The sequence below is a fragment of the Amycolatopsis thailandensis genome (assembly GCF_002234405.1).
In the GTDB taxonomy this organism is placed as follows: Bacteria; Actinomycetota; Actinomycetes; order Mycobacteriales; family Pseudonocardiaceae; genus Amycolatopsis; species Amycolatopsis thailandensis.
This window is the reverse complement of the sequence record NZ_NMQT01000071.1, coordinates 1-22,758: the sequence shown is the minus strand read 5'-3', so window position 1 is coordinate 22,758 and position 22,758 is coordinate 1. Positions and strand designations below refer to the sequence as shown.

At 69.0% G+C, this 22,758-nt stretch carries 14 protein-coding genes and 1 pseudogene; 3 read left to right on the top strand and 12 right to left on the bottom strand.

Features of this window, described 5'->3' with window-relative positions; translation table 11 throughout:
- Positions 1 to 35: 35 nt before the first annotated feature.
- Positions 36 to 344 carry a hypothetical protein gene (locus CFP71_RS20260; RefSeq protein WP_093935436.1) on the bottom strand — a complete coding sequence of 103 codons (309 nt, stop codon included), beginning with the start codon at positions 342 to 344 and terminating at the stop codon, positions 36 to 38.
- Positions 345 to 359: 15 nt separating this feature from the next.
- On the bottom strand, positions 360 to 1,526 hold the full coding sequence (locus CFP71_RS20255) for an epoxide hydrolase family protein (protein ID WP_093935435.1): 1,167 nt from the start codon (positions 1,524 to 1,526) through the stop codon (positions 360 to 362).
- Positions 1,527 to 1,763: 237 nt separating this feature from the next.
- On the opposite strand from CFP71_RS20255, the gene CFP71_RS20250 reads away from it, so the two are divergent.
- Together CFP71_RS20250 and CFP71_RS20245 are read left to right on the top strand one after the other, a co-directional pair.
- On the top strand, positions 1,764 to 3,197 hold the full coding sequence (locus CFP71_RS20250) for an FAD-dependent oxidoreductase (RefSeq protein ID WP_093935434.1): 1,434 nt from the start codon (positions 1,764 to 1,766) through the stop codon (positions 3,195 to 3,197).
- A gap of 95 nt (positions 3,198 to 3,292) precedes the next feature.
- Positions 3,293 to 4,723 carry an MFS transporter gene (locus CFP71_RS20245; protein ID WP_244199759.1) on the top strand — a complete coding sequence of 477 codons (1,431 nt, stop codon included), beginning with the start codon at positions 3,293 to 3,295 and terminating at the stop codon, positions 4,721 to 4,723.
- Between the two features lie 650 nt (positions 4,724 to 5,373).
- On the opposite strand, the gene CFP71_RS20240 is transcribed toward CFP71_RS20245, so the two are convergent.
- Together CFP71_RS20240 and CFP71_RS20235 are read right to left on the bottom strand one after the other, a co-directional pair.
- A complete protein-coding gene (locus CFP71_RS20240; RefSeq protein WP_167406205.1) occupies positions 5,374 to 6,954 on the bottom strand; it encodes a tryptophan halogenase family protein in 1,581 nt (526 codons plus the stop codon).
- A 201-nt stretch (positions 6,955 to 7,155) separates the two neighbouring features.
- Positions 7,156 to 8,823 (bottom strand): (2,3-dihydroxybenzoyl)adenylate synthase, encoded by a 1,668-nt coding sequence (locus tag CFP71_RS20235; RefSeq protein WP_093935432.1) that lies wholly within the window; start codon positions 8,821 to 8,823, stop codon positions 7,156 to 7,158.
- Positions 8,824 to 9,073: 250 nt separating this feature from the next.
- On the opposite strand from CFP71_RS20235, the gene CFP71_RS20230 reads away from it, so the two are divergent.
- Positions 9,074 to 14,395: a type I polyketide synthase gene (locus CFP71_RS20230; protein WP_093935431.1), complete on the top strand. Its 5,322-nt coding sequence runs from the start codon at positions 9,074 to 9,076 to the stop codon at positions 14,393 to 14,395.
- Between the two features lie 346 nt (positions 14,396 to 14,741).
- Here CFP71_RS20230 and asnB read toward each other — a convergent pair whose 3' ends face one another.
- The 8 genes and pseudogenes from asnB to CFP71_RS20195 all read right to left on the bottom strand — a co-directional run.
- Positions 14,742 to 16,571 (bottom strand): asparagine synthase (glutamine-hydrolyzing), encoded by a 1,830-nt coding sequence (gene asnB, locus CFP71_RS20225; RefSeq protein WP_093935430.1) that lies wholly within the window; start codon positions 16,569 to 16,571, stop codon positions 14,742 to 14,744.
- A gap of 3 nt (positions 16,572 to 16,574) precedes the next feature.
- On the bottom strand, positions 16,575 to 17,480 hold the full coding sequence (locus CFP71_RS20220; RefSeq protein ID WP_093935429.1) for an LLM class flavin-dependent oxidoreductase: 906 nt from the start codon (positions 17,478 to 17,480) through the stop codon (positions 16,575 to 16,577).
- A gap of 1 nt (position 17,481) precedes the next feature.
- A complete protein-coding gene (locus tag CFP71_RS20215; protein WP_167406204.1) occupies positions 17,482 to 18,723 on the bottom strand; it encodes an MFS transporter in 1,242 nt (413 codons plus the stop codon).
- Complete coding sequence (locus CFP71_RS20210; RefSeq protein WP_143267129.1) at positions 18,720 to 19,295, bottom strand: thiamine pyrophosphate-dependent enzyme; 576 nt, start codon at positions 19,293 to 19,295, stop codon at positions 18,720 to 18,722. Before CFP71_RS20210 ends, CFP71_RS20215 begins: the two co-directional genes overlap by 4 nt.
- Positions 19,292 to 19,819 carry a thiamine pyrophosphate-binding protein gene (locus CFP71_RS43630; protein WP_143267128.1) on the bottom strand — a complete coding sequence of 176 codons (528 nt, stop codon included), beginning with the start codon at positions 19,817 to 19,819 and terminating at the stop codon, positions 19,292 to 19,294. Before CFP71_RS43630 ends, CFP71_RS20210 begins: the two co-directional genes overlap by 4 nt.
- Positions 19,816 to 20,976 (bottom strand): GNAT family N-acetyltransferase, encoded by a 1,161-nt coding sequence (locus CFP71_RS45615; RefSeq protein ID WP_167406203.1) that lies wholly within the window; start codon positions 20,974 to 20,976, stop codon positions 19,816 to 19,818. The genes CFP71_RS43630 and CFP71_RS45615 overlap by 4 nt, the downstream gene beginning before the upstream one ends.
- A complete protein-coding gene (locus CFP71_RS44230) occupies positions 20,976 to 22,337 on the bottom strand; it encodes a DUF6002 family protein (RefSeq protein ID WP_167406202.1) in 1,362 nt (453 codons plus the stop codon). The genes CFP71_RS45615 and CFP71_RS44230 overlap by 1 nt, the downstream gene beginning before the upstream one ends.
- 209 nt (positions 22,338 to 22,546) lie before the next feature.
- A pseudogene (locus CFP71_RS20195) lies at positions 22,547 to 22,758 on the bottom strand (prolipoprotein diacylglyceryl transferase); the annotation flags it as partial.

Below are 22,758 nucleotides of genomic sequence, written 5' to 3'. Positions count from 1 at the left end.
CTCAGCCGAGGGAAGGAGGCCTTCACGCGTGATCGTCAGGCCGGGGTGCCGAAGCCGAAGGAGCCGACCAGGGCGCCGCCGGAGAAGACCGGGCCACCGGGGGCGCGGGAGCGGAACTCGCGCTGGAACTCCTGGAACGCGGTCGACGCGTTCAGCGGATTGTCGTCACCGTCGACGTAACCGACGTGGAGGAAGCTCACTCCGTCGTCGAGCCGGAATGACGCGTAGCTGAGGCCGCCCGGTCGTTGTTCCGCCAGCTGGGCGAAGACCGCCTCCACCAGTTTCTGGTTCTCGTCGGCGGCTTCCGGTGTCGTCTCGTACCGGACGACGAACGCTGAACCCATTTTCTGTTCCCTTCCTTAACGCTGTGCCTGGGCGGCCCGCCGGAACGACCGCAGGTCGTCGACGAACAGATCTGGTTCCTCCATCGCGGCGAAGTGGCCACCACGGTCGAATTCGTTCCACTGCACGATGTTCGGCAGTGCCTTCTCGGCGAGGCTCCGGATCGGCTGGGCGAGGTCGTGGGCGTACACGGCCACCCCGACCGGGCCCGGAATCGGCGGCAGCGGCTGCGGGTCGCCCCCCGAGGTGGGCATGAACTCCACGTTGTCGCAGTAGAGGTGCCCCGACGAGCCGGCCGTGCCGGTCAGCCAGTACAGCGTGGCGTGGGCGAGGAGCGTGTCGCGGTCGATGGCGTCCTCGGGGGTCTTGTCCGAGTCGCTCCACTCCTTGAACTTCTCGACGCTCCAGGCGAGCTGGCCCACCGGCGAGTCGGTCATGCCGTACCCGACGGTCTGCGGCCGCGTCGACAGCAGGCTCATGTAGGCCGAGCCCTGGGATCCGAAGTGCGCCAAGCGCTCCAGCCGGGCGAGGTCCGACGGCGGGAGCGAGGCGATTTCGTCCGGGCCGCCGGTCGGTGGCGCGAACAGGAAGTTGACGTGGGTGCCGAGGACGTGCTCGGCGTCGATCAGGCCGAGCAGGAGTGTCACCGTCGCGCCGAGGTCGCCGCCTTGCGGGATGTACTTGTCGTAGCCGAGCGAGGACATCAACGCGGCCCAGGCGCCCGCCACCCGGGGCAGCGTCCAGCCGTGTTGCTTGAGGGGGCTGGAGAAACCGAAACCGGGCAGCGACGGGATGACGACGTGGAAGGCGTCCGCTGGGTCCCCGCCGTGCGAGCGCGGGTCCGTCAGCGGGCCGATCACGCCGAGGAATTCGAGGAACGATCCCGGCCAGCCGTGGGTGAGCAGCAGCGGCACCGCGTCCGGTTCGGGGGAGCGGACGTGCAGGAAGTGGATGTCCTCGCCCTCGATTTCGGTGACGAACTGCGGGTAGGAGTTGATCCGGGCTTCCAGCGCGCGCCAGTCGAAGCCGCCGCGCCAGTACTCGGTCAGCTCACGCAGGTAGCCCAGCGGAGTGCCACGGCTCCAGCCGACGTCAGGGGTTTCGGCGGGCCAGCGCGTGGCGGTGAGCCGTGCGTGGAGGTCGTCCAGGTCCTCCTGCGGGATTTCGACGCGGAACGGGCGCATCACGTGGTCCTCATTTCTGGCTCCGGGAAAAGGAAATGGGACACCCGGCGCGTGGAACGCGGTGGTCGTCCACCTCGGAAGCTACAACCCGGGAGCGGGTGGACGCAGCTCCCTGCTTGCTCGGAGCAGGAACGGAGAACCGCGCGGACGTCGCAACGAAGGAGAAGAGGAGCACCTTTCCCCGGTTCTAGCGTTGCGGCGTAACCGCTCACACCGCAGTCCAATGGGAGGACGTCCATGGGAACCAAGATCGGCGATCACGCCGTGGTGCTCGGGGGCAGCGTGGCGGGCATGCTCGCCGCCCGCATGCTTTCGGACTCCTACACCCGAGTGACCGTCATCGATCGCGACGACCTCACCGCCGCCGGCACCGGACTGCGCCCGGCGATCCCGTGGGCCGTCCACATCCACGCCCTGCTCGAACGCGGCCGCCAGATCATCGAGGACCTGTTCCCCGGGTTCGTCGAAGACATGCTCGCCGTCGGCGTGCCCGTCGGTGACTACGGCTCGACCTGCCACTACTGCTTCAACGGCCAGATGTTCGCCGAGACCGAGACGGGGATGGCCTGTGTGGCCGCCAACCGTCCGGTGATCGAACACTTCCTCCGCAGCCGGACCCTGGTCCGGCCGGGAGTCTCGCTCCGCGAGAGCACCGACATCGTGGGTCTCGAAGCGTCCGAAGACCGGAGCCGGATCATCGGTGTCCGCGTCCAGGGCCGGAACGGTGGCGCCGAAGAGGTCATCACCGCCGACCTGGTCATCGACGCCACCGGCCGCGGCTCACGTTCTCCCCGCTGGCTCGAGGAGCTCGGCTACGAGCGGGCACCGGAGGAGAAGGTCCAGATGGACCTGACCTACACGACCATGGACTTCGTCGGCCCGCTGGAGAACGACCCGCTCGGCGACGACATCGCACTCGTCCCGACCGCGACACCGGCGTTCCCGCGAGGGGCGATCTTCGCGCGGCTGGCCGACCGCTACGCGCTCACGCTCACCGGCATCAACGGCGACCGCGCGCCCACCGATCGCGAGGGATTCCTCGCCTACGCCAAGAGCTTGCCGCGTCCGGAGGTCTACGAAGCCGTTCGTGACGCGGAGCAGCGTTCCCCGGCGGGAAGCTTCCGTTTCCCCGCGAGCATTCGACGTCACTACGAGCAGCTCCGCCGGTTCCCGGCCGGGTACCTGATCATCGGCGACGCGGCGTGCATCTTCAACCCGGTCTACGCCCAGGGCATGACCGTCGCCGCGCTCGGCGCGACCGTGCTGGGCAAGCATCTCGCCAAGGGCGTCGAGCCGGTCCCCGCCGCCTACTTCCGTGATCTCGCGAGCGTCACCAACGCGCCGTGGACGATGTCCGCCGCCGCCGACCTCGGGTATCCCGAAGTGCGCGGCAAGCGGACCATCGCCACCAAGATGGCGAACCTCTACATGCCGAAGGTCCAGGCGGTGGCGGCGAACGACCCGCTGGTGGCGCGGGCGTTCATCCGCACGATTTCGCTGATCGACTCACCGCAGTCGCTGATGAAACCGTCGATGATCGGCCGAGTCCTTTTCGGACCCGGTGCGCGCGGCAAGCTCGAAAACCCCGCCAACGCGTCGATCGCGCCCGTGGCTTCGCTCCCGTCTTCGGAGAAGGCGGCACAGAACGACGTCGAGCGGCCTGCCGCCTGACGCCCGCTCGTTCATTTCTTCGTCCGAGGTTCGAGGAGTTCCCGGTGACCCAGTTGAGATCAGCAGGCCGGCAGCCGAGCGCCGCCGGTACCGCTGTGACAAGATTTCCCTTGGTGGTGCTGGTCCTGCTGTGCGCCGCCAACTTCACGGTGCTCCTGGACTCGCAGAGCGTCATGCTCGCGCTTCCTTCGCTCACCGCCGACCTCGGCATGAGTGCCGGCACCGCGCAGTGGGTGCTCAGCGCCAAACTGCTCACCTTCGGCGGCTTCCTGCTTCTGGGTGGCCGCGCGGCCGACCGGCTGGGTCGTCGCCGGGTCTTCATGACCGGAACCTTGTTGTTCATGGTCAGTTCCGGGGTCTGCGGGTTCGCCTGGAACGGTGAAGTGATGATCATCGCGCGGGCACTGGGCGGCGCGGCGGCGGCACTGATGGTGCCCACCGCGCTGTCGATCCTGATGAACGCGTTCCCGGAAGGCCGCAGCCGCAACATGGCGCTCGCGGGCTGGGCGGGCATCGGCGGGATCGGCGCCACCGCGGGGCTGCTGATCGGCGGCCTGCTCACGCAGTCGCTGGGCTGGCAGTGGGTGTTCATCATCAACGTCCCGATTCTCGCGCTCGTGGTGCTGTTCACCCCGATGTTCGTGCGGGAAAGCCGTGGCGCGCAACGAGAAGGAACCTACGATCTCGCCGGCGCGCTGACCAGTACCGTCGCGATGGTCGCGATCATCCTCGCGGTGAGCCAGGCGACCGATGCCGGCTGGGGCAGCGCGTCCACCCTCGGCCTGTTCGGCATCGCCGCGCTGCTGGTGGTGTTGTTCCTCGTCATCGAGCGGCGGTCGTCCTCGCCGCTGTTGCCCATCGCCCTGCTTCGCAAGGGTTCCATGGCCGGTGGCAACCTCGTGGCGCTGACCATGGGCATGACGGTGTTCGGGCTTTCGGTGACGATTTCGCAGTACGCGCAGGTCGTGCTCGGATACGGGCCGCTGAAGTTCGGTGTGATGCAGTCCGTGATGCCGATGCTCGCCTTCGCCGGTGCCTACGTGGGACAGACCGTGGTGACCAAGATCGGCTTCCGCCCGGTCGTCGGAGCCTGTCTGGTGCTGATGGGCGCGGGTTGTTTCCTGCTCTCCTTCGTGCGTGCCGAGGGCAGCTACGTGCCTGACATGCTCTGGGGCCTCGTGGTGTTCGGCCCCGGCCTCGGCGCCGGCACGGCCGCGGCCTCGGTGGCAGCGCTGGCCAAGGTGCCCGAACGCGCCAGCGGCGTCGCTTCCGGCCTCAACGTCGCCGCGTTGCAGGTCGGCGGGGCTTTCGGGGTCGCGGTGGTCACCTCGGTGACCACGATGTTCACCCCGGCCCCGGGCGGACCCGCCGAGCTGGCGCAAGGGTTGGGAGCGGCGTTCGTCGCGTGCGTGGCGTTCGTCCTCATCGGACTGGTGGTGACGCTGACCATGTTGCGCGGCAAGGCGCGGACGGCGGACGTCGAGAAGCTTCCGGTCAAGGAGAAGGACTTGCCCCTCGCGAGTTGATCCGCGGCGAAGTGCCCCGCCCCGTTTGCTCGGGGCGGGGCACTTGGCCGTTCGGCGGGAGACGTCACGTTTTGACCTACCGCCCCTTGTGCTCGGGAATCCTGCCCTGATGATCGGTGCTGCACGTACGAGGCCAGCGGTGCCGAAGCGCGCGTGGCATGGCCTGAACTGGTCCGAGGGAGCCGATCGCAACCTAGACCGTCCACAAGAGACGGTCTTTCCAGCTAGGACGCCCGTTTTGGGCACTTTGCGAAGGGGTTGTGAGTGATAAAGAGGGTTCTAACCCTCTTTATCACTCACGACTCCCGGCAGAACGGGTCATATGGGCATCAATCGGACACTCAATCGCCGCTCGGTGTCCTATGTAGACACTTGGCGACCAGTCCGGAGCCATGCCCTCGCGCAGCGAAGAAGGCCTGCTCGGCAGGATCGATCATGTCATATTTGACTTACCGCCCACTAGAACCCGAATCGCCACTCACGACCACCCCGACCGATGCGCTCCATCAGGGCCCAACGTCGCGAAAGCCACTTTCGGGACGTCAGACGTCCCGAAAGTGGCTTTCGCGTCACCCGGACCCGGCGGACGCGCGAGCGGTAGGGAAAACCCGCCGCCAAGAGAACGAACTCGCCGTAGTCGACTTACGTGCTCAGCCCTTGGCGCCCAAGGCGTGAAGCGCCTTCAGGTACTCCATGTGGTCCGGGAGACTGGCCGAGTAGATCTCGCGTTCCTTGTCGATCTGTTCGAACATCTCCCAGGCCGCGGCGTCGTTCATCAGCTCGACCGACGGGGGCGCCTTCTTGAAGTCGAAGTCCATTCCGGACAGGATCGCCCAGAGGCTGCGGGTTTCGAACAGGCGGAGCTCACTGCCGTCGGGGATGATCACGCTCTCCGCGTACTCCGTGAGCTTCTCCGCCAGGCTGTCCGGAATCGGGGCCTCGCGGACAGCGCGCCAGAACTCGGTGTCGTCGCGGTCGGTCAGGCAGTAGTGCATGACGATGAAGTCGCGGACGTCCTCGAAGGCGCTGACCATGGTTTCGTTGTAGCGCTTGGCGCGGCGCTCGTCGAGGTCACTGTCCGGGAAGTGCAGGACCAGCAGGGCGAGCTGGTATTCGATCAGCGCGATCGTCGTCGACTCGAGTGGTTCGACGAAGCAGCTGGACAGGCCGACGGCCACGCAGTTGTTCACCCAGGAGCGGCGGTTGTGGCCGACGCGCATCTTGATGTGGTTGCCCTCCACGTCGTGGGCCCGCGTGCCGAGGAAGTCGCGCAGTTCCTTCTCCGCCTTGTCCGGGGTGGTCATCTGTCCTGAGTAGACATAGCCGGAGCCTTCGCGTTTGAACAGCGGGATCTCCCAGATCCAGCCCTCCTTGCGCGCGGTCGCGGAGGTGTACGGCCGAAGTCCGCCGGGGTGGTGATCCGCCGACAGCGCGATCGCGGAGTCGCAGAGCAGCACGTCCTTCTCGCTGACGAACGGCTCTTTCAACGTCTGGTTGATCAGCAGACCGCGGAAGCCCGAGCAGTCGAGGAAGAGGTCGGCGGTGAGCTCGGCGCCGGTTTCGGTGACCACCTTTTCGATGTGGCCGCGCGTGTCGAGCGCCACCGATTCGACGTCGGCGATCACGTGGTGCACGCCGCGGCCGGTGGCCAGCTCCTTGAGGTAGCCCGCCATGAGCGCCGCGTCGAAGTGGTACGCGTAACGGAAACCCGGGTTGGGCCCGTCGGTGCCGGGCAGGGGTCTCGGCGCTTTGTTGAGTTCGCACAAGCCTTGCAACGGCATGCCCGCGTCACCGAAGGTTTCGCGCAGCCGCGTGTCGCCCGAAAGCTTCTGCTTCAGCCAGAAATGAGCCAGTGAGACGCCGCGGCCGAAGCGCTTGTGGAAAGGCTTCTCGTAGTTCGGGACCGCCGGCTCGGGGACGGTGAAGAACGGGTGGAAGTAAGTGTGACTCTTCTTGCCTGGGTGAGGTTTGCGCCAGTCGTTGAGCCGGACCGCTGATTTGAACGCCGCGTTGCATCGCGGCATCCAGTCTTCTTCCTTCATGCCAAGGAAAGCGAACGTCGTCCGAAGTGTCGGCACGGTGGCTTCGCCGACGCCGATCCGGCCGATCCGCTCCGACTCGACCAGCGTGATGTCCACCTTGTCGCCGAAAGCGCGGTTCAAGTACGCGGCGGACAGCCAGCCGGCTGTACCACCACCGACGATGACGATCTTCTCGACTGGACGTGCCACGGCGGGCTCCTTCGCGAGCGGCGGGAATGACGGTCTGAAATCATTCTCGGCAGGTGATCCGGGCTTGGCACCTTCTGCGATGCGCAGGGAAAACAGGGAAAACGGAGATTTTCCCTTGCCGCCCTGCGCATGTCAGATTCGAACACCCGACGCCCTGGCCCGATCCGCCGCGTTCGCGAAGGAGCTGACGCGATGGGCCCGCTATCCTCCCGTCCGTGCGATGTCCGCGCGCAGGGCCTTCTTGTCCACCTTGCCGATCGGGGTGAGCGGCAGGGCGTCGATCGTGACGAGCCGCGCGGGGAGTTTGAACTTGGCGGCTTCGGCCGCGATCATCACCGACCATACGTCGGCGAGCTCGACCGTCGTTCCCTCGGTCACCACGACGAAGAGGCAGACCTGCTCACCGAGTTCACGATCCGGCATGGCGACCGCCGCCGCGTGGGTGACACCGTCGAGCTGCAGCGCGAAGGTCTCGACCTCTTCGGCGCTGATCTTCTCGCCACCCCGGTTGATGAGGTCCTTCTCCCGGCCGGTGATGATCAGGTAGCCCTCCGGTGTCTGCCGGACGATGTCCCCGGTGTGGTACCAGCCGTCGTCGACGAACGAGCGGGCGTCGATCTCCGGCGAGCGGTAGTAGCTCCGGGGTGTGTACGGTCCGCGGACGAGCAGGACCCCGGGCTCACCCGGCGGCACCGGACGGCCCTCCTCGTCGATGACGCGGAGCTCGTCGTCCTCGCTGATCGGCCTGCCCTGGGTGTGGTTGACGATCTCCGGCGGGTCATCGAGCCGGGTGACGCACAGAAGTCCTTCGCCCATCCCGAAAACCTGCTGCAACCGGCAACCGAGTTTCGGCCCGATCTCTTCGGCGTCCTCGGCGGACAGGCGTGCCGCGCCGACCTGCACCACGTCCAGCGAGCTCAGGTCGGTACCGGGGTGCTCTTCGTGGTGCCGCATCCAGCGCTGCACGATCGCGGGCACCGCGGAAGTCGTCGTGACGCCTTCCTGTTCGATGAGCGCCAGCGCGAGTTCCGGCGCGGGAGAGGACGCGATGACGACCCTGCCGCCTGCCAGGAGTGCGCCGATGACGCCCGGGCCGGTGTTGGGGAACCCGTGGCCCAGCGGCAAAGTGGCCATGTACACGGTGTTCGGTCCGTACTCGCAGAGTTCGATCGCCCGCTTGATCATGTAGGCGAGGTCGTTGTGCGTGCGGGCGACCAGCTTGGGCAGCCCGGTGGTCCCGCCCGAGAGCAGGAACATCGCGATGGCGTCCCCGGCGGGCGCGGCGGCGTCGAACGCAGCGGCGAGTTCACCCGGGTTTTCGGCGGGGGCGAGCAGGTCCAGGAGGTCGACGCTGCCGTCACGGATGTCGGTGCCGGTGACGAAGACGTGCTCGGCGCTCGGCACCAGGCCGACGACTTCGTGGGCCAGCGCCTGGTGGTCGAAACCCTTGTACGTGTCGGGGACGACGATCGCCCTCGCCTCGGCGTGCGCGACCACTCCGGAGAGTTCGTGCATCCGGTGCTGCGGCAGCGCCCACACCGGAAGCGCGCCGAGACGCAGGCAGGCCACCGAGATGACGACGTGTTCCCAGCAGTTCGGCAGCTGCACGACGACGCGGTCGTCGGGGCCGATGCCGAGCTCGCGCATGCGGGCGGCCGCGCCGTCCGCGCGTTCCAGCAGTTCGCCGAAGCTGATCCGGGTCTGCCCGTCGACGAGGCAGATCGCGTCCGGGGTCTTGCGGGCGGCGTCCGCGAGGTGCGTGCCCAGCGAACGCCCCTCCCAGTACCCGTTCGCGATGTAGCGGGCGGCTGCCTCCGCGGGCCAGGGAGCGACTCCCGTACGGCTCGGTTCTACCGCAGTCTTGGGCATGATGGCTCCCAGGTTCGTAGGACGGCTCTGCCATCGACCGTAGGCAGACCGGGCATCCCGGACGTCTTTGTGCTTGCGAAATGCGGAATCGGTCAGCTGGGTGTCGGGACGGCGCCAGGTCGCAAATCAGGAGTAGTCGCGGGCAACCCGCCGGGCCGAACCTGTCGTAGAGCGGGGGAGCTTGCCCTCGCCATGGGTTCTTCGGTGCAAGCACAGAAGAGGGCCGGCGATCGCCGGCCGGATCTCTGTCATGTCCGGTCGGTGCAGGAAGAGGAGCGAGGACTTGAGCGAGAACGCAGCAACATCTGACGAAGCGATCGCCATCATAGGTATGAGTTGCAGGTTCGCGCCCGACCTCGACTCCCCGGCGAAGTTCTGGGAGTTCCTCGCTGAAGGCAAGAGCACGGTCTCCGACATGCCGGAGAAGCGCTGGAAGTCGTACGCCGCGAGCAGCCCGCAGGCGACCGCCATCATCCGGGACACCGTGCTGAAGGGCGCGTTCCTCGACGACATCGAGGGCTTCGACGCCGACTTCTTCGGGATTTCGCCGCGCGAGGCCGATTTCCTCGACCCGCAGCAGCGGTTCATGCTCGAACTCACCTGGGAGGCCCTGGCGGCCGCCGGTGTCCCGCCGCTTTCGCTGCGTGGCAGCGACGCGAGTGTGTACGTCGCCGCGAACTCCAACGACTACGGCAGGCGGCTGCTGGAGGACATCCCCAACACCGGGGCCTACGCGGTGAACGGGACGACGTTCTACGGCATCGCCAACCGGGTCTCGTACTTCCTCGACCTCCGCGGGCCGAGCATGGCTGTCGACACCGCGTGCGCGGGATCGCTGACCGCGCTGCACCTGGCGGCGCAGGCCCTGCGCGCGGGTGAGACACCGATCGCGCTGGTCGGCGGCCTCAACATCATGGCCACCCCGACGCTCAACGTGGCGCTCAACGGGGCCGGCGCGATGTCGAAGGACGGCCGGAGCAAGGCGTTCGACACCGACGCCGACGGGTACGGCCGAGGTGAAGGCGCCGGCGTCGTCGTGCTCAAGCTCCTCTCGGACGCGTTGCGCGACAACGACCCGATCCAGGCCGTCGTACGCGGCGGCGGGATCTTCCAGGACGGCCGGTCCGACGGCATGATGGCCCCGAACGGCGAGGCGCAGGAGCACATGCTCCGGGAAGCCTATGAGCGCGCGGGAATCGATCCCTCCACAGTGGACTACGTCGAGGCACACGGCACCGGCACCCCGACCGGCGACGGCGAGGAGATCAAGGCGCTGGCCAAGGTCTTCGGCGCGGGCCGCGCGGCGGGCGACCCCTGCCTGATCGGTTCGGTGAAGCCGAACATCGGGCACGTCGAGGGCGGTTCCGGCATCACCGGGGTGATCAAGACCGTGCTCGCCCTGCAGCACGAACAGATCCCGCCCAGCCTCCACAACGAACCCAATCCCGCCTACGGCTGGGAGACCAACGGCCTGCGCCTGGTCGGCGAGCTCCGGCCGTGGCCCGCGGGCGAGCAGCCCCGCCGCGCCGGGGTGTCCAGCTACGGCGTCGGCGGCACGATCGCCCACGTCATCCTGGAGGAGAGCCCCGCGCTCGGCTGGCAGGACGAGGTCGAGCAGGCGCTGCCCGCCGCGGAAGACCAGGTCCGCGGGGTGTTCGGGGTCTCCGCGATGTCGGAGGCCGGACTCCGCGCGCTGGCCGGTTCCGTGGCCGACTGGGTGACCGAACACCCGGAGACCCCGCTGTCCGAGATCGGCCACACGCTGGCGCTGCACCGTTCGCACCTGTCTCAGCGTGGCGCCGTCGTGGCGGGGTCCACCGAGCAGCTGGCCGAGCGGCTCCGTCAGCTGGCCGACGGCCAGACCGCGCCCGGTGTCTTCTCCGCGCGGACGGTGTCCGGCAACGCGGCCGACGTCGTCTGGGTGTTCTCCGGGCACGGCGCCCAGTGGTCCGGCATGGGCAGGCAACTACTCGCGCAGGACGCCGCGTTCGCGTCCACGATCGACTCGCTGGCGGAGGTGTTTCAGGAGGAACTCGGCTGGACCCCGCGTGAGGCGATCCTGGACGGCGGCCCGTGGACCGCGGCACACGTCCAGGCGCTGACGTTCGCCATGCAGGTCGGCCTCGCCGAGGTGTGGCGCGGTCACGGTGTCGAGCCGGTGGCGGTCATCGGGCATTCGGTCGGCGAGATCGCCGCGGCGGTGGCCGCGGGCTCGCTCGGTCTGCAGGAGGCGGCCCGCTTCGCCTGCCGCCGCGCGGCCGCGTTGCAGCGTCTTGAGGGCGAAGGCGGGATGGCGATGGCCGCACTGTCCTTTGAGGACACTCGCCAGCGTCTCTCGGCGGAGAACGGCGTCGAGGCCGCGATCTCGGCCAGTCCGCATTCGACGGTCATCTCCGGTGACCAGGACGCGATCGCCCGGATCGTGGAGCAGTGGCGTGCGGACGGCATCGAAATGCGCGTCGTCGACACGGCCATCGCCTTCCACAGCAGCCACGTGGACGCGGTGCTCGCCGAGGTCGAAGCGGCGGCGCGGGAGCTCGACCCGCGGACACCGAAGGTCAGCCTCTACAGCACCGCGATGACCGACCCCCGGTCCACCGTGGCCCGTGATGGTGCCTACTGGGCGGCGAACCTGCGTCAGCCCGTGCGCTTCGCCGAAGCCATCGAGGCGGCGCTCGCGGACGGGCACCGCGGGTTCATCGAGATCTCCTCGCATCCGGTGGTCTCGCACTCGATCATCGAGACCTGCGACCACCTCGGCATCGAGGACACCGCCGGAACGGCCACGCTGCGGCGCAACGCCGACGAGATCGAGACGCTGCTGAGCAACCTGGCCAGGATGCACTGCCTCGGCGCGGTGGTGGACTGGACGCTGGACTTCCCCGCCGGCCGCCCGCTCGACCTGCCTGCCGCTGCCTGGCAGCACCGTCCTTATTGGATCTTCCCGGAGGGTGCCGGTTCGGCGGGTCTCGGCAGTGGGCACGACCCGGAGAGCCACAGCCTCCTGGGCGGCCGGATGACGGTGAGTGGAGCGCCCTCGCGGCAGGTCTGGCAGACCCGCCTCGACATGGACACCCGGCCGTACCCGCAGAGCCACGGTCTCGTCGGCGTGGAGGTCACCCCGGCGGCGTCGATCATCAACACGTTCGCGGAGGCCGCGGGCGAGGATGATTCGCCCACCCTGACCGACATCGTGCTCCGCACCCCGCTCGCGGTCCAGCCGCCGCGCGTGGTGCAGATCGTCCGCGAGGGCAGGTCGCTTTCCCTGGCGACCCGCATCGCGAACGACGGCGCGGCGGACGAAGGCGACGAGTGGATCACGCACACCACCGCCAGCATCGACTCTTCGGCGAAGCGCCCGACCGGCCGCATCGACGACGAGGTCATCCGTGCCAGGCTGCCGGTCGGTTCGCTGACCAAGATCGACGACATGTTCGCCAACATGGGCGTCGAAGGCTACGCGTTCCCGTGGACCCTCGACGAACTGCGCCGTGACCAGTACGAGCAGCTCGCCCTGATGGTCGTCGAGCCCGCCCCCGCGACGCGGGCGACCAGCTGGGCGCACGTCATCGACGGCGCGCTGACCATCAGCGCGGCGGTCGTCTCGCCCGGCGACGCGACGGTGCTGTGGATGTCACGCTCGATCGAGAAGGTGTCCTGGTACGGCGAACCGCCGGCCAGGGTCATCGTGCACAGCACGCGTTCGCCGAAGTCGCCGCACGACACGGTCGACGTGTGGGTCGCCGACATGAACGGCGACATCGTCTGCGAGGTCCTCGGCCTGAAGTTCGCCGCCGTGGAGCACCTGGGCACCGAGGTCCTCGCGCGGGACCTGGTGCACGAGATCACCTGGCGGCCCGTCGAGCCCGCGGTGGGCAGCGAGCCGCTGGAGCAGCTCGTGCTGGTCGGCGACCCGGACGTGACGGCGGAGCTGGCGAGCCAGTTCGCGGACGCCGGGGTGCCGAGTGTGCGGGTCGGCGACGAACCCGACGAGCTTCGGCCGGAGTTGTTCGCCCGACCCGGCGTCGTTCTCGTCGTGCCTTCGCTCGGACAGCCGGGTGAGGACGTCGAGAAGGTGGCGGAGCGGGCATCGTGGACGCTCATCCGCACGGTGCAACGGGTCGCCGAGATCCAGGCCAGCGCGGCCGGGCAGGTCGAGCCGCAGCGGGTGTGGGCGCTGACCCGTGGCGTGCGGCTGGCGACCGAAGAACGGTCGGTCGCGCACGGTCCGCTGTGGGGCATCTCCCGGATCACCGCGGGCGAGCACCCCGAGCTGTGGGGCGGTGCCGTCGACATCGGCGACGTCACCGGTGACACCGGCTCGCGGCTGCTGGACCTCTTCCGGGGCTCGGCGGGCAGGGGCACCGAGGACGTCATTTCCCTGACCGCGGGCGCCACGGAAGTCGCCCGGTTGAGCCAGATCGAGCGCAGCGCGGACGGCTCGCCCCTGCAGTGCTCGCCGTCGGGCACCATCCTCATCACCGGCGGACTCGGGGCACTCGGCCTCGAAGTCGCCCGGTGGCTGGTCGACCGGGGAGCGCGCAGGCTGCTGCTCGCCGGCCGCCGCGGCCTCCCGCCCCGGGAGGAATGGGACACCGTCAGCGATGCCGACGTCCGGCGTCAGATCGACAGTGTCCTCGGGCTCGAGGCGCTCGGGGTGACCGTCGGCGCGGTGGCGCTCGACATCACCGACGCCGAGCAGGTCGCCGCGGCGCTGGCCCCGGGTGCCCACGGGCTCCCGCCGGTGCGGGGTGTCGTGCACGCCGCGGGTGTCGTCAACGACGCGCTGGTGGACAAGGTCGACCAGGACGGCCTGCGGGACGTGCTGGCTCCCAAAGCCAACGGCGCGATGGTCCTGCACCGGCTGTTCCCGCCGGGCAAGCTCGACTTCTTCGTGATGTTCTCCTCCTGTGGCCAGTTCGCCCGGCTCTCCGGGCAGACCAGCTACGCGGCCGCCAACTCGTTCCTCGACACGCTGGCCGCGCACCGCAACTCCGGCGGGCACACCGAGACGATCAGCCTCGGCTGGACGGCTTGGCGTGGAGTCGGCCTCTCGGAGGACATCGCGACCACGATGTTCGAGGCCAACTCGCGGGGTCTGGAGGCCGTCTCGGTGGCCGAAGCGTTCCGGGCCTGGGCGTTCGCGGACCGGTTCCAGGCGGACTACCAGGCGGTGCTGCGCGTGCTGCCGACCCCGCCGAACCTCCCGCGGGTCCCGATGTTCCGCGAGCTCACGGCTCCCGACGAGGCCGCCGGCGACACCGGCGGCCAGGGACTGGGGCTCGACCTCGAAGGCCTTTCCGACAGCGAGGCCCTCGAACGGGTCACGGCGGACGTCCGTGAGCAGGTGGGCGCCGAGCTGAACCTCGACGCGGCCGACGTTGAGCTGAAGCGGCCACTGGTCGAACTCGGCGTCGACTCGGTGATGACGGTCGCGCTCCGCGTCCGGCTCCAGCGGCGTTACGGCCTGGACCTCCCGCCGACGATCCTGTGGGCCAGGCCCACCGTGGCGGCACTGTCCGAGCACGTCACGGAATCGCTTCGCCCGGTCGAGGAGGCGGAGGCGGCGTAGTCCGCTTAGTCCGCCGCCTGTATGCGGCAGTGAGGTCCGTGAAGGCCTCCTTGAGGGACCCAGGGTCCCTCAAGGAGGCCTTCACGGACCGGGGCTCGGGACGTACTGTGCTGACCCGGCGGAAGGCGATGACCCGCACCGGGTCGTGAAGGCCTCCTTCCCTACCCTGAAAGTAGGGAAGGAGGCCTTCACGGACTTCGCCATCCGACCTGACACCTTTGCCTGTCGGTCCGCCCGAACTGTCCATAAAGGACACACGTGGCGTACCTGAACCGAGTCGCTCAAGTACATGAAGGCCCCCTTCCTTGCACTAGACGCAAGGAAGGGGGCCTTCATGTACTTCCGGCTAAGCGATCGACAGGGCGTGCGTGCGCATCCAGGTGTCGACTTCCAGCAGGGGGATCAGCAGATGGGCGGTGCTGACGTGGGTCATCGTCACGCTCTGGCCACCGGCCAGATCGCGGACGCGCCCGTGGTCCAGCAGGCCGGCGAGCGGGGAGGCCGGGTCGTCGAGGAGACCCAGCACCGTGTCGCGGATCGCCGCCTCGTGCGCGGGGGCGTGCATGGCCGGGTATCCGGACTTCGGCCGGGTGAGGACTTCGGTGGGCAGGAGGTCCGCGGCGGCCATCCGCAGGAGGCTCTTCTCGCGGCCGTCGGCCGTCTTCAGCGACCAGGGGACGTTCCACACGTACTCGAGCAGGCGGTGGTCGCAGAACGGTACGCGGACCTCCAGGCCGACAGCCATGCTCATCCGGTCCTTGCGGTCGAGCAGCATCGCGAGCGGGCCGTGGAGGCTGAAGAACAGGACCTCCCGCATGCGCGCGTCGAGACGGCTTTCCCCGGCCACGTGTGGCACCTGGGCGCGCAGGGTGGAGTAGCAGTCCGCTTCGAATTCGGCGGGGCGCAGGGCTTTCCGCAGGTCCGGGTTGAGGCAGTCCGCGAGGCGGGGCGCGTCGCCCAGCCACGGGAAGCGGTCGCGCCAGACGGTCCGCTCGTCGTGGAACCAGGGATAGCCGCCGAACACCTCGTCCGCCGCCTCGCCGGACAGCGCGACCGTCGAACGCTCGCGCAGCGCGGCGAACATCAGGTACATCGACGCGTCGAAATGGCCGAGACCCGGGAGGTCGCGGGCGCGACGGCTGAGCGGGATCGCCGCCTCGACGGCCGCGGTGTCCATGACCACGTCGTAGTGATCGGTCCCGAGGTGTTTGGCCGCCAGCGCCGCGTAGGGCGCGTCTCGCTCCGGACGCAGCGCGGTGGGACGGAAATCGTCCTCCTCGCCGTCGAACCGGACTGAGAAACTCGACAGGGGACCTTCGTCGGACCGGTTGAGGCTTCGCGCGGCGAGCGCGGTCACCGTGCTGGAGTCCAGGCCGCCGGACAACATCGTGGCGCGCGGAACGTCCGCGACCAGCTGACGGTCCACGATGTCCTCAAGAAGCTCGCGGACATTGTGGACGGTGGTGTCGAGGTCGTCCCGGTGCTCCCGGGCCGTCAGCCGCCAGTACGGGTACTCGTGACAGCCGCGCCGGTCGATCTTGACCACGTGGCCCGGCTTGACCTCGCGCAGCCCGTTCAACGGGGTCTGGCCGGGCTCGGCGAGCCGCGGATTCAGCAGGATCGGCAGCGCGTCGGCGGACAGTGTCGCCCGGTAGGCCGGATTCGCCATGATGCCCTTGGGTTCCGAAGCGAACAGCACCCCGGACGGTTGTGGCGCGTAGTACAGCGGCTTCACACCGAGCCTGTCGCGGGCGAGCACCATCTCGTCGCGCACCGAGTCCCACACCGCGAAGGCGAACATCCCGTTGAACCGTTCGACGCAGCCGGCGCCCCACTCGACGTAGGCGCGGAGCAGGACTTCCGTATCCGACGCGGAGCGAAAAGTGTGTCCCAGAGCGGAAAGTCGAGTGCGCAGCTCGCGGAAGTTGTAGATCTCACCCGAGTAGGCGAGGACGACGGGCGCGCGATCCGGCCCCAGTTCCGCTTTCATCGGCTGGGCGCCACCGGCGACGTCGATCACGGCGAGCCGCCGATGCCCGAGCGCGGCATGGGTGCCGAGCCAGGTGCCGCGGTCGTCGGGGCCCCGCTCGCGCATCGTATCGGTCATCACGTCGAGGACGCGCTGTTCGGCGCGCAGATCCCTGGAGTAGTCAAGCCATCCGACGAAACCGCACATCAGTCACTCGCTTTCGCACCGGGTGCCGCCGCACAGCAGCGGCAGCACTGCCTTCTCGAACGCCCGCTGGTCGCCGGCGAAGATTCCGTCGTCCCGCGGATACGGCACCACGACGTCGGTGAACCCCAGCTCGCCGCAGCGTCCGACGACGTCGGCCAGCCGGTCCGGGGAGGCGTAGGGGGCATCCGTCACGCGGCTGAGGTGGACGAGCCTGCGCGGCGTCCGGCCCGAGGTCTCGCAGGCCTCGGCCAGCCGGTCCAGTTGGCGTGCCCACGTCGCGAAGGCTTCGTCGTCGGTGCGCCAGCCCGGTCGCGCCGCGTCGCCGGTGGTGATCCAGAGGTCGCCGAATTCCGCCGCGAGCCGCATCCCGCGCGGTCCCGCCGCCGCGACGGCCAGCGGAGACCGGGGACGCCGGACGCAGCCGGGCGCGAGGTTGACGTCTTCAGCGGTGTAGTGGTGGCCGTGGAAGGTCGTCGAGTGGTTACGCAGCAAGAGGTCCAGCAGTCTCACGAACTCGCCGAACCGCTCGCCACGCTCCACGGTGGAGGGAACGGGCGCGCCGAGTTCCGTGTTGTCGAGGTCCCTCGCGCCCGCGCCGACGCCGAGCACGAACCGGCCCTCGCTGAGCTGGTCCACCGCCATCGCCTGCTTGGCCAGCAGCACCGGATGCCGGAAGTTCGGCGACGCGACCAGCGTGCCCAGCCCGATCCGGTTCGTCGCGGCCGCCGCGGCCGCCAGCGTCGTCAGCGCGTCGAACCACGGTTCTTCGCGCGGGGTCCGCCAGGTCAGGTGGTCCGGGACCCAGGCATGGGCGAAGCCGAGCCCCTCGGCCCGGCGCCATACTTCGAGCACACTCCGTCCGGGATGCTCCGGCAGGATGAGCACCCCGAGCCGGGCGGTGGCCCCCATTTCAGGCCTCCACCGAGCGCCTGCTCAGCGCCCAGTCGCCCACCAGCTTCGTCCCGGCGCCCGCGACCAGGAAGACGCCGGCGAGCACGAGCCAGCCCGTGACGGCCCACTCGACCAGCAGGACCGTCATGATGCCCGGCGCGAGCGCGATCGCCGCGGCCTGACCGGTGTTGAACAGGCCCTGATACTCGCCGTGCGCGTCGGGTGGCGTCAGCCCCACCGAGAGCCCGAAGCCACTGCCCATGAAGAAGAGTTCGCCGGCGACGTGGATGGCGGCCGCGACGATCAGCACGATCAGCACGAAGGTGCCCGTGGCGTGGTAGCTGGCGGCGAAAGCCAGGCAGGACGCCGTCAGCAGGATCCCGGCCCACAGGCCCAGCCGCCCGGCGCCGCGCACGGTCGCGCCCGCCCGGGAAACGCGGTTCTGGAACAAGACGATGGTCACCGCGTTGAAGCCGATGAGCACGCCCATCACCCACGGCGGCGCCCCGGTGTGCGCGGCGATCCACAGTGGAACGCCCGCGGTCAGCATGCCGAAGCACAGCGCCAGCAACCCGTTGAGACAGGTGATCAGCAGATACGGCCGATCCTTCAGTACGAGCACGCCGCGCTTGATCTCGAGGTCCCGCAGCGAAGACACGTGCGGCACCCGCCGCAGAAGCGCCGCACAGCCGAGATTCGCGATTCCGCAGAACACGATCAGCGCGAGATAGGCGGCCCGGGTGTCGATCGACAGCACGATCGCGCCGAACCCGGCGCCGACCACGATCCCCGCCTGCGTCATCACCCGGGTGGTGGAGATGCTTTCGAGCCGCTCCTGGCCGGTGGTCAGTCCGGAGATCACCGCGATCCGGATCCCCGGCGCCGCGCGCTCGCACGCGACCATCACGCAGGTCACCAGCGCGATCGGCCAGAAGTCCCGTACGAACAGGTAGCAGAGCATGGCGATGCCCTCGACCAGCTGGAGTCCGAAAAGGACTTCACGCGCGCCCACCCGGTCGGCCAGATACCCGAACGGGCCGCCGGCGAACATGCCGACCAGGCCCGCGGCCGTGATGCCGATGCCGAACTCGGCCGTCGTCAGCCCCGCTGATTGGGTGAAGAACAGGGCCCAGCAGGTGAACCACGCGCCCTTGCCGACCGACAGCACCAGCGAGGCCAGGTAGATCGTGCCCACCGGCCGCCGCCACCAGTCCAGCGTCGTGTAGCCCGGCCTGCCTGGGGCCTGCTTGACCTTGGTCACCCTCGCTCCTTCGCCAACTCTCGGACCTTGGCGCCGAACCGGGCGGCGTGGTCGCCGAGATCGGCCTCCACCCTCGGCGGCACCGGGGGCTCGGCACCCCGCAGCACACAGTGGATGAACACCGGCGAGGAGCAACGGGCCAGCACTCCGCACAGCAGCTCCGACAGTTCGCCGGCGGTGTGGACCCGGTGGACCTCCAGGTAGCCGCAGTCCCGGGCCAGCGCGCCGAGGTCGGGCCGCGACGGGACGGCCTGGCCGCCCGTCGAGGCGTACTGGCCGTCATCGAGCACGATGTGCGCCAGCGGCAGTGACTCGTGCGCCCCGGCGGTGATCAGGCCGACGGGGTTCATCAGCACGGCGCCGTCGCCGTCGACCACCAGGGTCGCCAGCCCGCTCGCCTGCGCGACGCCGATCCCGACCGAGGACGCGAGGCCCATCGAACCGGTCATGTAGAAGTGGTTCGGCCGGTCGTCGAGCCCGCTGGCGATCCTGGACGAAAAGCCGGTGGTGAACACGATCGGCTGGACCGAGGTCGCGTCGAGGATCGCTTGGATGGCTTCGGTCTTGTTCATGCTCGCCACCCGAAGAGCGGCGGCGGCACCAGCAGCGCGGCCGTCCGGCCCTGCCGCTGGACGACGTCCGCGGCCCAGCCGACCGACTCCGCGAGGTTCTGGTCGCGTCCGAGTGTGCTGGTCGCGACCCCGAGACCCGCCAGCAGCGGCTCGGTGAGCCTGCCCATCACCAGGTTCTCCTGCGTCGGGTCGGGGTCCACCCCTCGGAGGCTGACGATCAGCAGCATGCCGATCCGGTAGGGCTCGACGAGTGACGCGAGCGCGTTGACCGACTGGCCGAGGCCGGAGTTCTGCATCAGCACCACCGGATGCTTACCGGCGAGCGCGGCACCCGCGGCGATGCCGACCGCGTTGTCCTCCCTGGCGACGGTGAGGAGCCCGGCGTGCTCGTCCAGTGCGCGGTAGAGCGGCGCGAGGATCCCGCACGGCGTACCGAAGAACGGGCCGAAACCCGTGCTTGTCAGATCGTGGCACAGCTGGTGCGCGACATCGACGGCTTCGGGAGCCTGAGCTGTGGTCGTCATCGGCGGGTCGTCCGTTCGGTAGGGGGAGTGACCGGCAGTCCGGCCAGGAACTCGTCCAGGTCGACCAGCCGGGTGGCGTGGACACCGGGGCCGTCGCCGCGGATGTTCTCCTTGGCGGGCCGGGTTCCGTCGAAGAAATGGACCGCGACGAGCCGGTCCGCGCTGTCGACCGTGAGCATCGGGGTGGCGACCAGGAGATCGCGGACCAGCGGCGTATCCCTCTTCGCCCGCAGATGCACCCGATAGTCGCGGTAGTGATTTTCGGCGTGGACCAAGGTGGGATGGAACCGGCGCTTGAACTGGAAGACACCCTTGCCGGGGTACGGGTCCGCGCTGGAGAAGTCGATGCGCGAGACCCCGTTGCCCGCCGCCCATTCCATCGCCAGGTAGTACACGGCCTTCACCGCGCCGCTGCGGTAGTGGGTTTCGTCCCCGTCCAGCACACCGAGCAGCCGCATGCGCATGACCTTGCCGCCGTCCTCCAATCTGGCCAGGACGCCGGCGACCCGTTTTTCGCCCTCGGTCACGAACAACAGCCGTCCTTTGTGGAATAGCTCGTGCGTCGCCACGTCGAGGTCGACACTGCGTGCGCTTCCACCGTGCCTCGAAGCCATGGTCGGCAGGTGCATGCGCTCGTAGAAGAACCGGAGATCCTCTTCGCCGGTGCCGAGCTCGGCCGTCCATTCGTACTTCCGCCGCAGCTTCGCGAACTGCCGCCGCTCGTTGGCGGACACCGTCTTGTGCATGGCTTCGGCGTCACCGACGATGTCCAGCAGCTGGTGCACGCGGAAGGGGAGCAGTACCGAGTGTGCCGAGGGCAGGGCGAGCGCCCGTCGTCGCGAGCAGCCGAGGGCGACCAGGTCGGCGTCCGGCGAGGCATGGCGCAGCTGCCGCCAGGTGACCGCCGGACCGGCCACTGTGGACACTCGTCCGGCCAGTGCCGACTGTTGTTCCGTCAGGTACGGCAAGATGTAGGTCAGGCCGGCGGGCAGTCCTTGGTAGGCCAAGGACAGCGAGCGGTCGGGGACGGTGGACAGCACCGACGCGAACCTTCGGCCCGGCAGGCCGGCCCACAGTCGGTGACCGCGAGCCCAAGCTCCCGTCCCGGCGGTCCACTGGTACCGCAGGCGGGCGAGTGCGGGCGAGAAGGAGACCATCAGGCGGCCTTGGTGATCGAGCTGACCGGTCTCGCGGCTTCGGCGATCACCGCGGAGAGATCGGCGGCGTCGGCGACCGTGCGCACCGCGTGGTCCGGGAGCGGCCGGTAGTCCGTGGCACTGTAGGAACCGGAGCCGTGGACGACGACCTCGTCGGCGTCGAGCAGCCCCCGGTCGATGGCGTTGAGGACCCCGGTCATCGCCATCACGAGCGACCATTCACGCAACACCCGCGGATCCGCGGGCAAGGTGACCCCGGCGTTGCCGAGCAGTGCGCGAACCTCGGCGTAGCGGCCGAGGCATTCGTTCAGGGACACGACGATCCCGCCGCCGCCCTGACGCCGGATGAGTTCGTTCATGGCGGGCGACGTCGCGGGCGAGCGGGTGTAGAACGTCGTTTCGAGGTTCTCGGCGGGGTCGAACGTCGTCCGCGGGTATCTCGGTGTCGTCTCCTGGTGGAACAGACCGGTTCCGGGGTCGGCGCGGTAGTCCGGCGGCGTCATGCCGTGCAGACTCAGCACCATGTCCGGAGTGGCCGAGTGCTGCACGAGGAAGTACTGCGAGGTCTCCGTGACATCCGGCAGCAGCGTCGTCCCGAAGTGGTGGCCCAGCAGGCCGAAGGCACTGGACACCGAATGCGCGTGTGCCCTGGTGACCCCCGGGCGCAAAGGCGCGGTGGCGTGCTCGGCGAACGCGCGGGCGGTGTCGGCGACCTTGTAGTTGGCGAGATCGAGGGTGTGCCACAGCCGGACTCCGCTGGTGTGGAACAGTTCTCGGGCGCTGTGCCGCAAGGCCTGCTTGGCGATTTCCTTGACGTGCGAGGGCTGCTCGGGATCGAGCGCGCACATCGGATTGAGCGCGGCCATCCGGGCGTCGTCGGACAGCGTCGAGGCCCACAGCTTCGGCCGGGCCGCGTCGGGGACCAGCGTGACGATCTGGAGGTCGGCGGGCTGGGCCAGCCCGCACCGGTAGGCGCGCAGCACCGCGTCGCGCAGCGCGGTCGCCTTGTTCGCCGAGGAGGGCGTCAGGATCATCACCCGTTCGCCGGTCCGGTCGATGTGCCGGACCGCCCTGGCCACGATCATCAGCGATGCCAGGGTCTTGACCGTGCGGGTCCCCGGATTCGCCATCAGATCGAGCAACACGAGCTGGGAGGGGCCGGCGGTGCCGAGTTCCGCGAACCTGAGCTCCGCGACCGAGAAGAATTCGGTCAGTTCAGGTGTCAGATCCGGCAGGGCGAACTCGGGTTCGAAATCCTCGACCGCGGAACGGGACTTCCGGACCACGGCCATCGCCTGCCGGATCCCCTCGTAGAACGCGGCCGCGGGGACGGTCGTCGGTTGTTTCCAGGCGACAGACATGGCCTCGTCCCTCGGCTCGACAATGGGCTTGTACCGAGAATCATCGTCCCGCCAGGCGGACACGGCGTCTCCGAAAATGCGCGGTGCCCGCTCGAGCGAGCCGAGAATGGCTTTTCGGGGCCGCAAGGGTTGACAAGTCCGTGAAGGCCTCCTTGAGGGACTCTGGGTCCCTCAAGGAGGCCTTCACGGACTTGCGCTGCTAGAAAGCGCTACTTTTCGGCGTCGGGCTTCGGGTCCTCGGTCGCCTTGTCCGCGGCCGAGTCCCGGACGGTGTCCGGAGCCGCCGCGACTTCCGCGTGCGCCTCTTCCTTGGGCGTCTCGCCGTCGGCCGCGGCCTTCGCCTCGCCATCGGCGGACTCGCCGGATTCCCCGGGCTCGCCTTCCCGGGGGACGCCCTTGCTCCACAGCGTTTCCGGCGCTT

Excerpts from the sequence above, each read along its gene's own strand:
- CFP71_RS20260 (WP_093935436.1), bottom strand. The coding sequence starts at position 344 with ATGGGTTCAGCGTTCGTCGTCCGGTACGAGACGACACCGGAAGCCGCC.
- CFP71_RS20255 (WP_093935435.1), bottom strand. The coding sequence starts at position 1,526 with ATGCGCCCGTTCCGCGTCGAAATCCCGCAGGAGGACCTGGACGACCTC.
- CFP71_RS20250 (WP_093935434.1), top strand. The coding sequence starts at position 1,764 with ATGGGAACCAAGATCGGCGATCACGCCGTGGTGCTCGGGGGCAGCGTG.
- CFP71_RS20235 (WP_093935432.1), bottom strand. The coding sequence starts at position 8,823 with ATGCCCAAGACTGCGGTAGAACCGAGCCGTACGGGAGTCGCTCCCTGG.
- CFP71_RS20230 (WP_093935431.1), top strand. The coding sequence starts at position 9,074 with ATGTCCGGTCGGTGCAGGAAGAGGAGCGAGGACTTGAGCGAGAACGCA.
- asnB (WP_093935430.1), bottom strand. The coding sequence starts at position 16,571 with ATGTGCGGTTTCGTCGGATGGCTTGACTACTCCAGGGATCTGCGCGCC.
- CFP71_RS20220 (WP_093935429.1), bottom strand. The coding sequence starts at position 17,480 with ATGGGGGCCACCGCCCGGCTCGGGGTGCTCATCCTGCCGGAGCATCCC.
- CFP71_RS20210 (WP_143267129.1), bottom strand. The coding sequence starts at position 19,295 with ATGAACAAGACCGAAGCCATCCAAGCGATCCTCGACGCGACCTCGGTC.
- CFP71_RS43630 (WP_143267128.1), bottom strand. The coding sequence starts at position 19,819 with ATGACGACCACAGCTCAGGCTCCCGAAGCCGTCGATGTCGCGCACCAG.
- CFP71_RS45615 (WP_167406203.1), bottom strand. The coding sequence starts at position 20,976 with ATGGTCTCCTTCTCGCCCGCACTCGCCCGCCTGCGGTACCAGTGGACC.
- CFP71_RS44230 (WP_167406202.1), bottom strand. The coding sequence starts at position 22,337 with ATGTCTGTCGCCTGGAAACAACCGACGACCGTCCCCGCGGCCGCGTTC.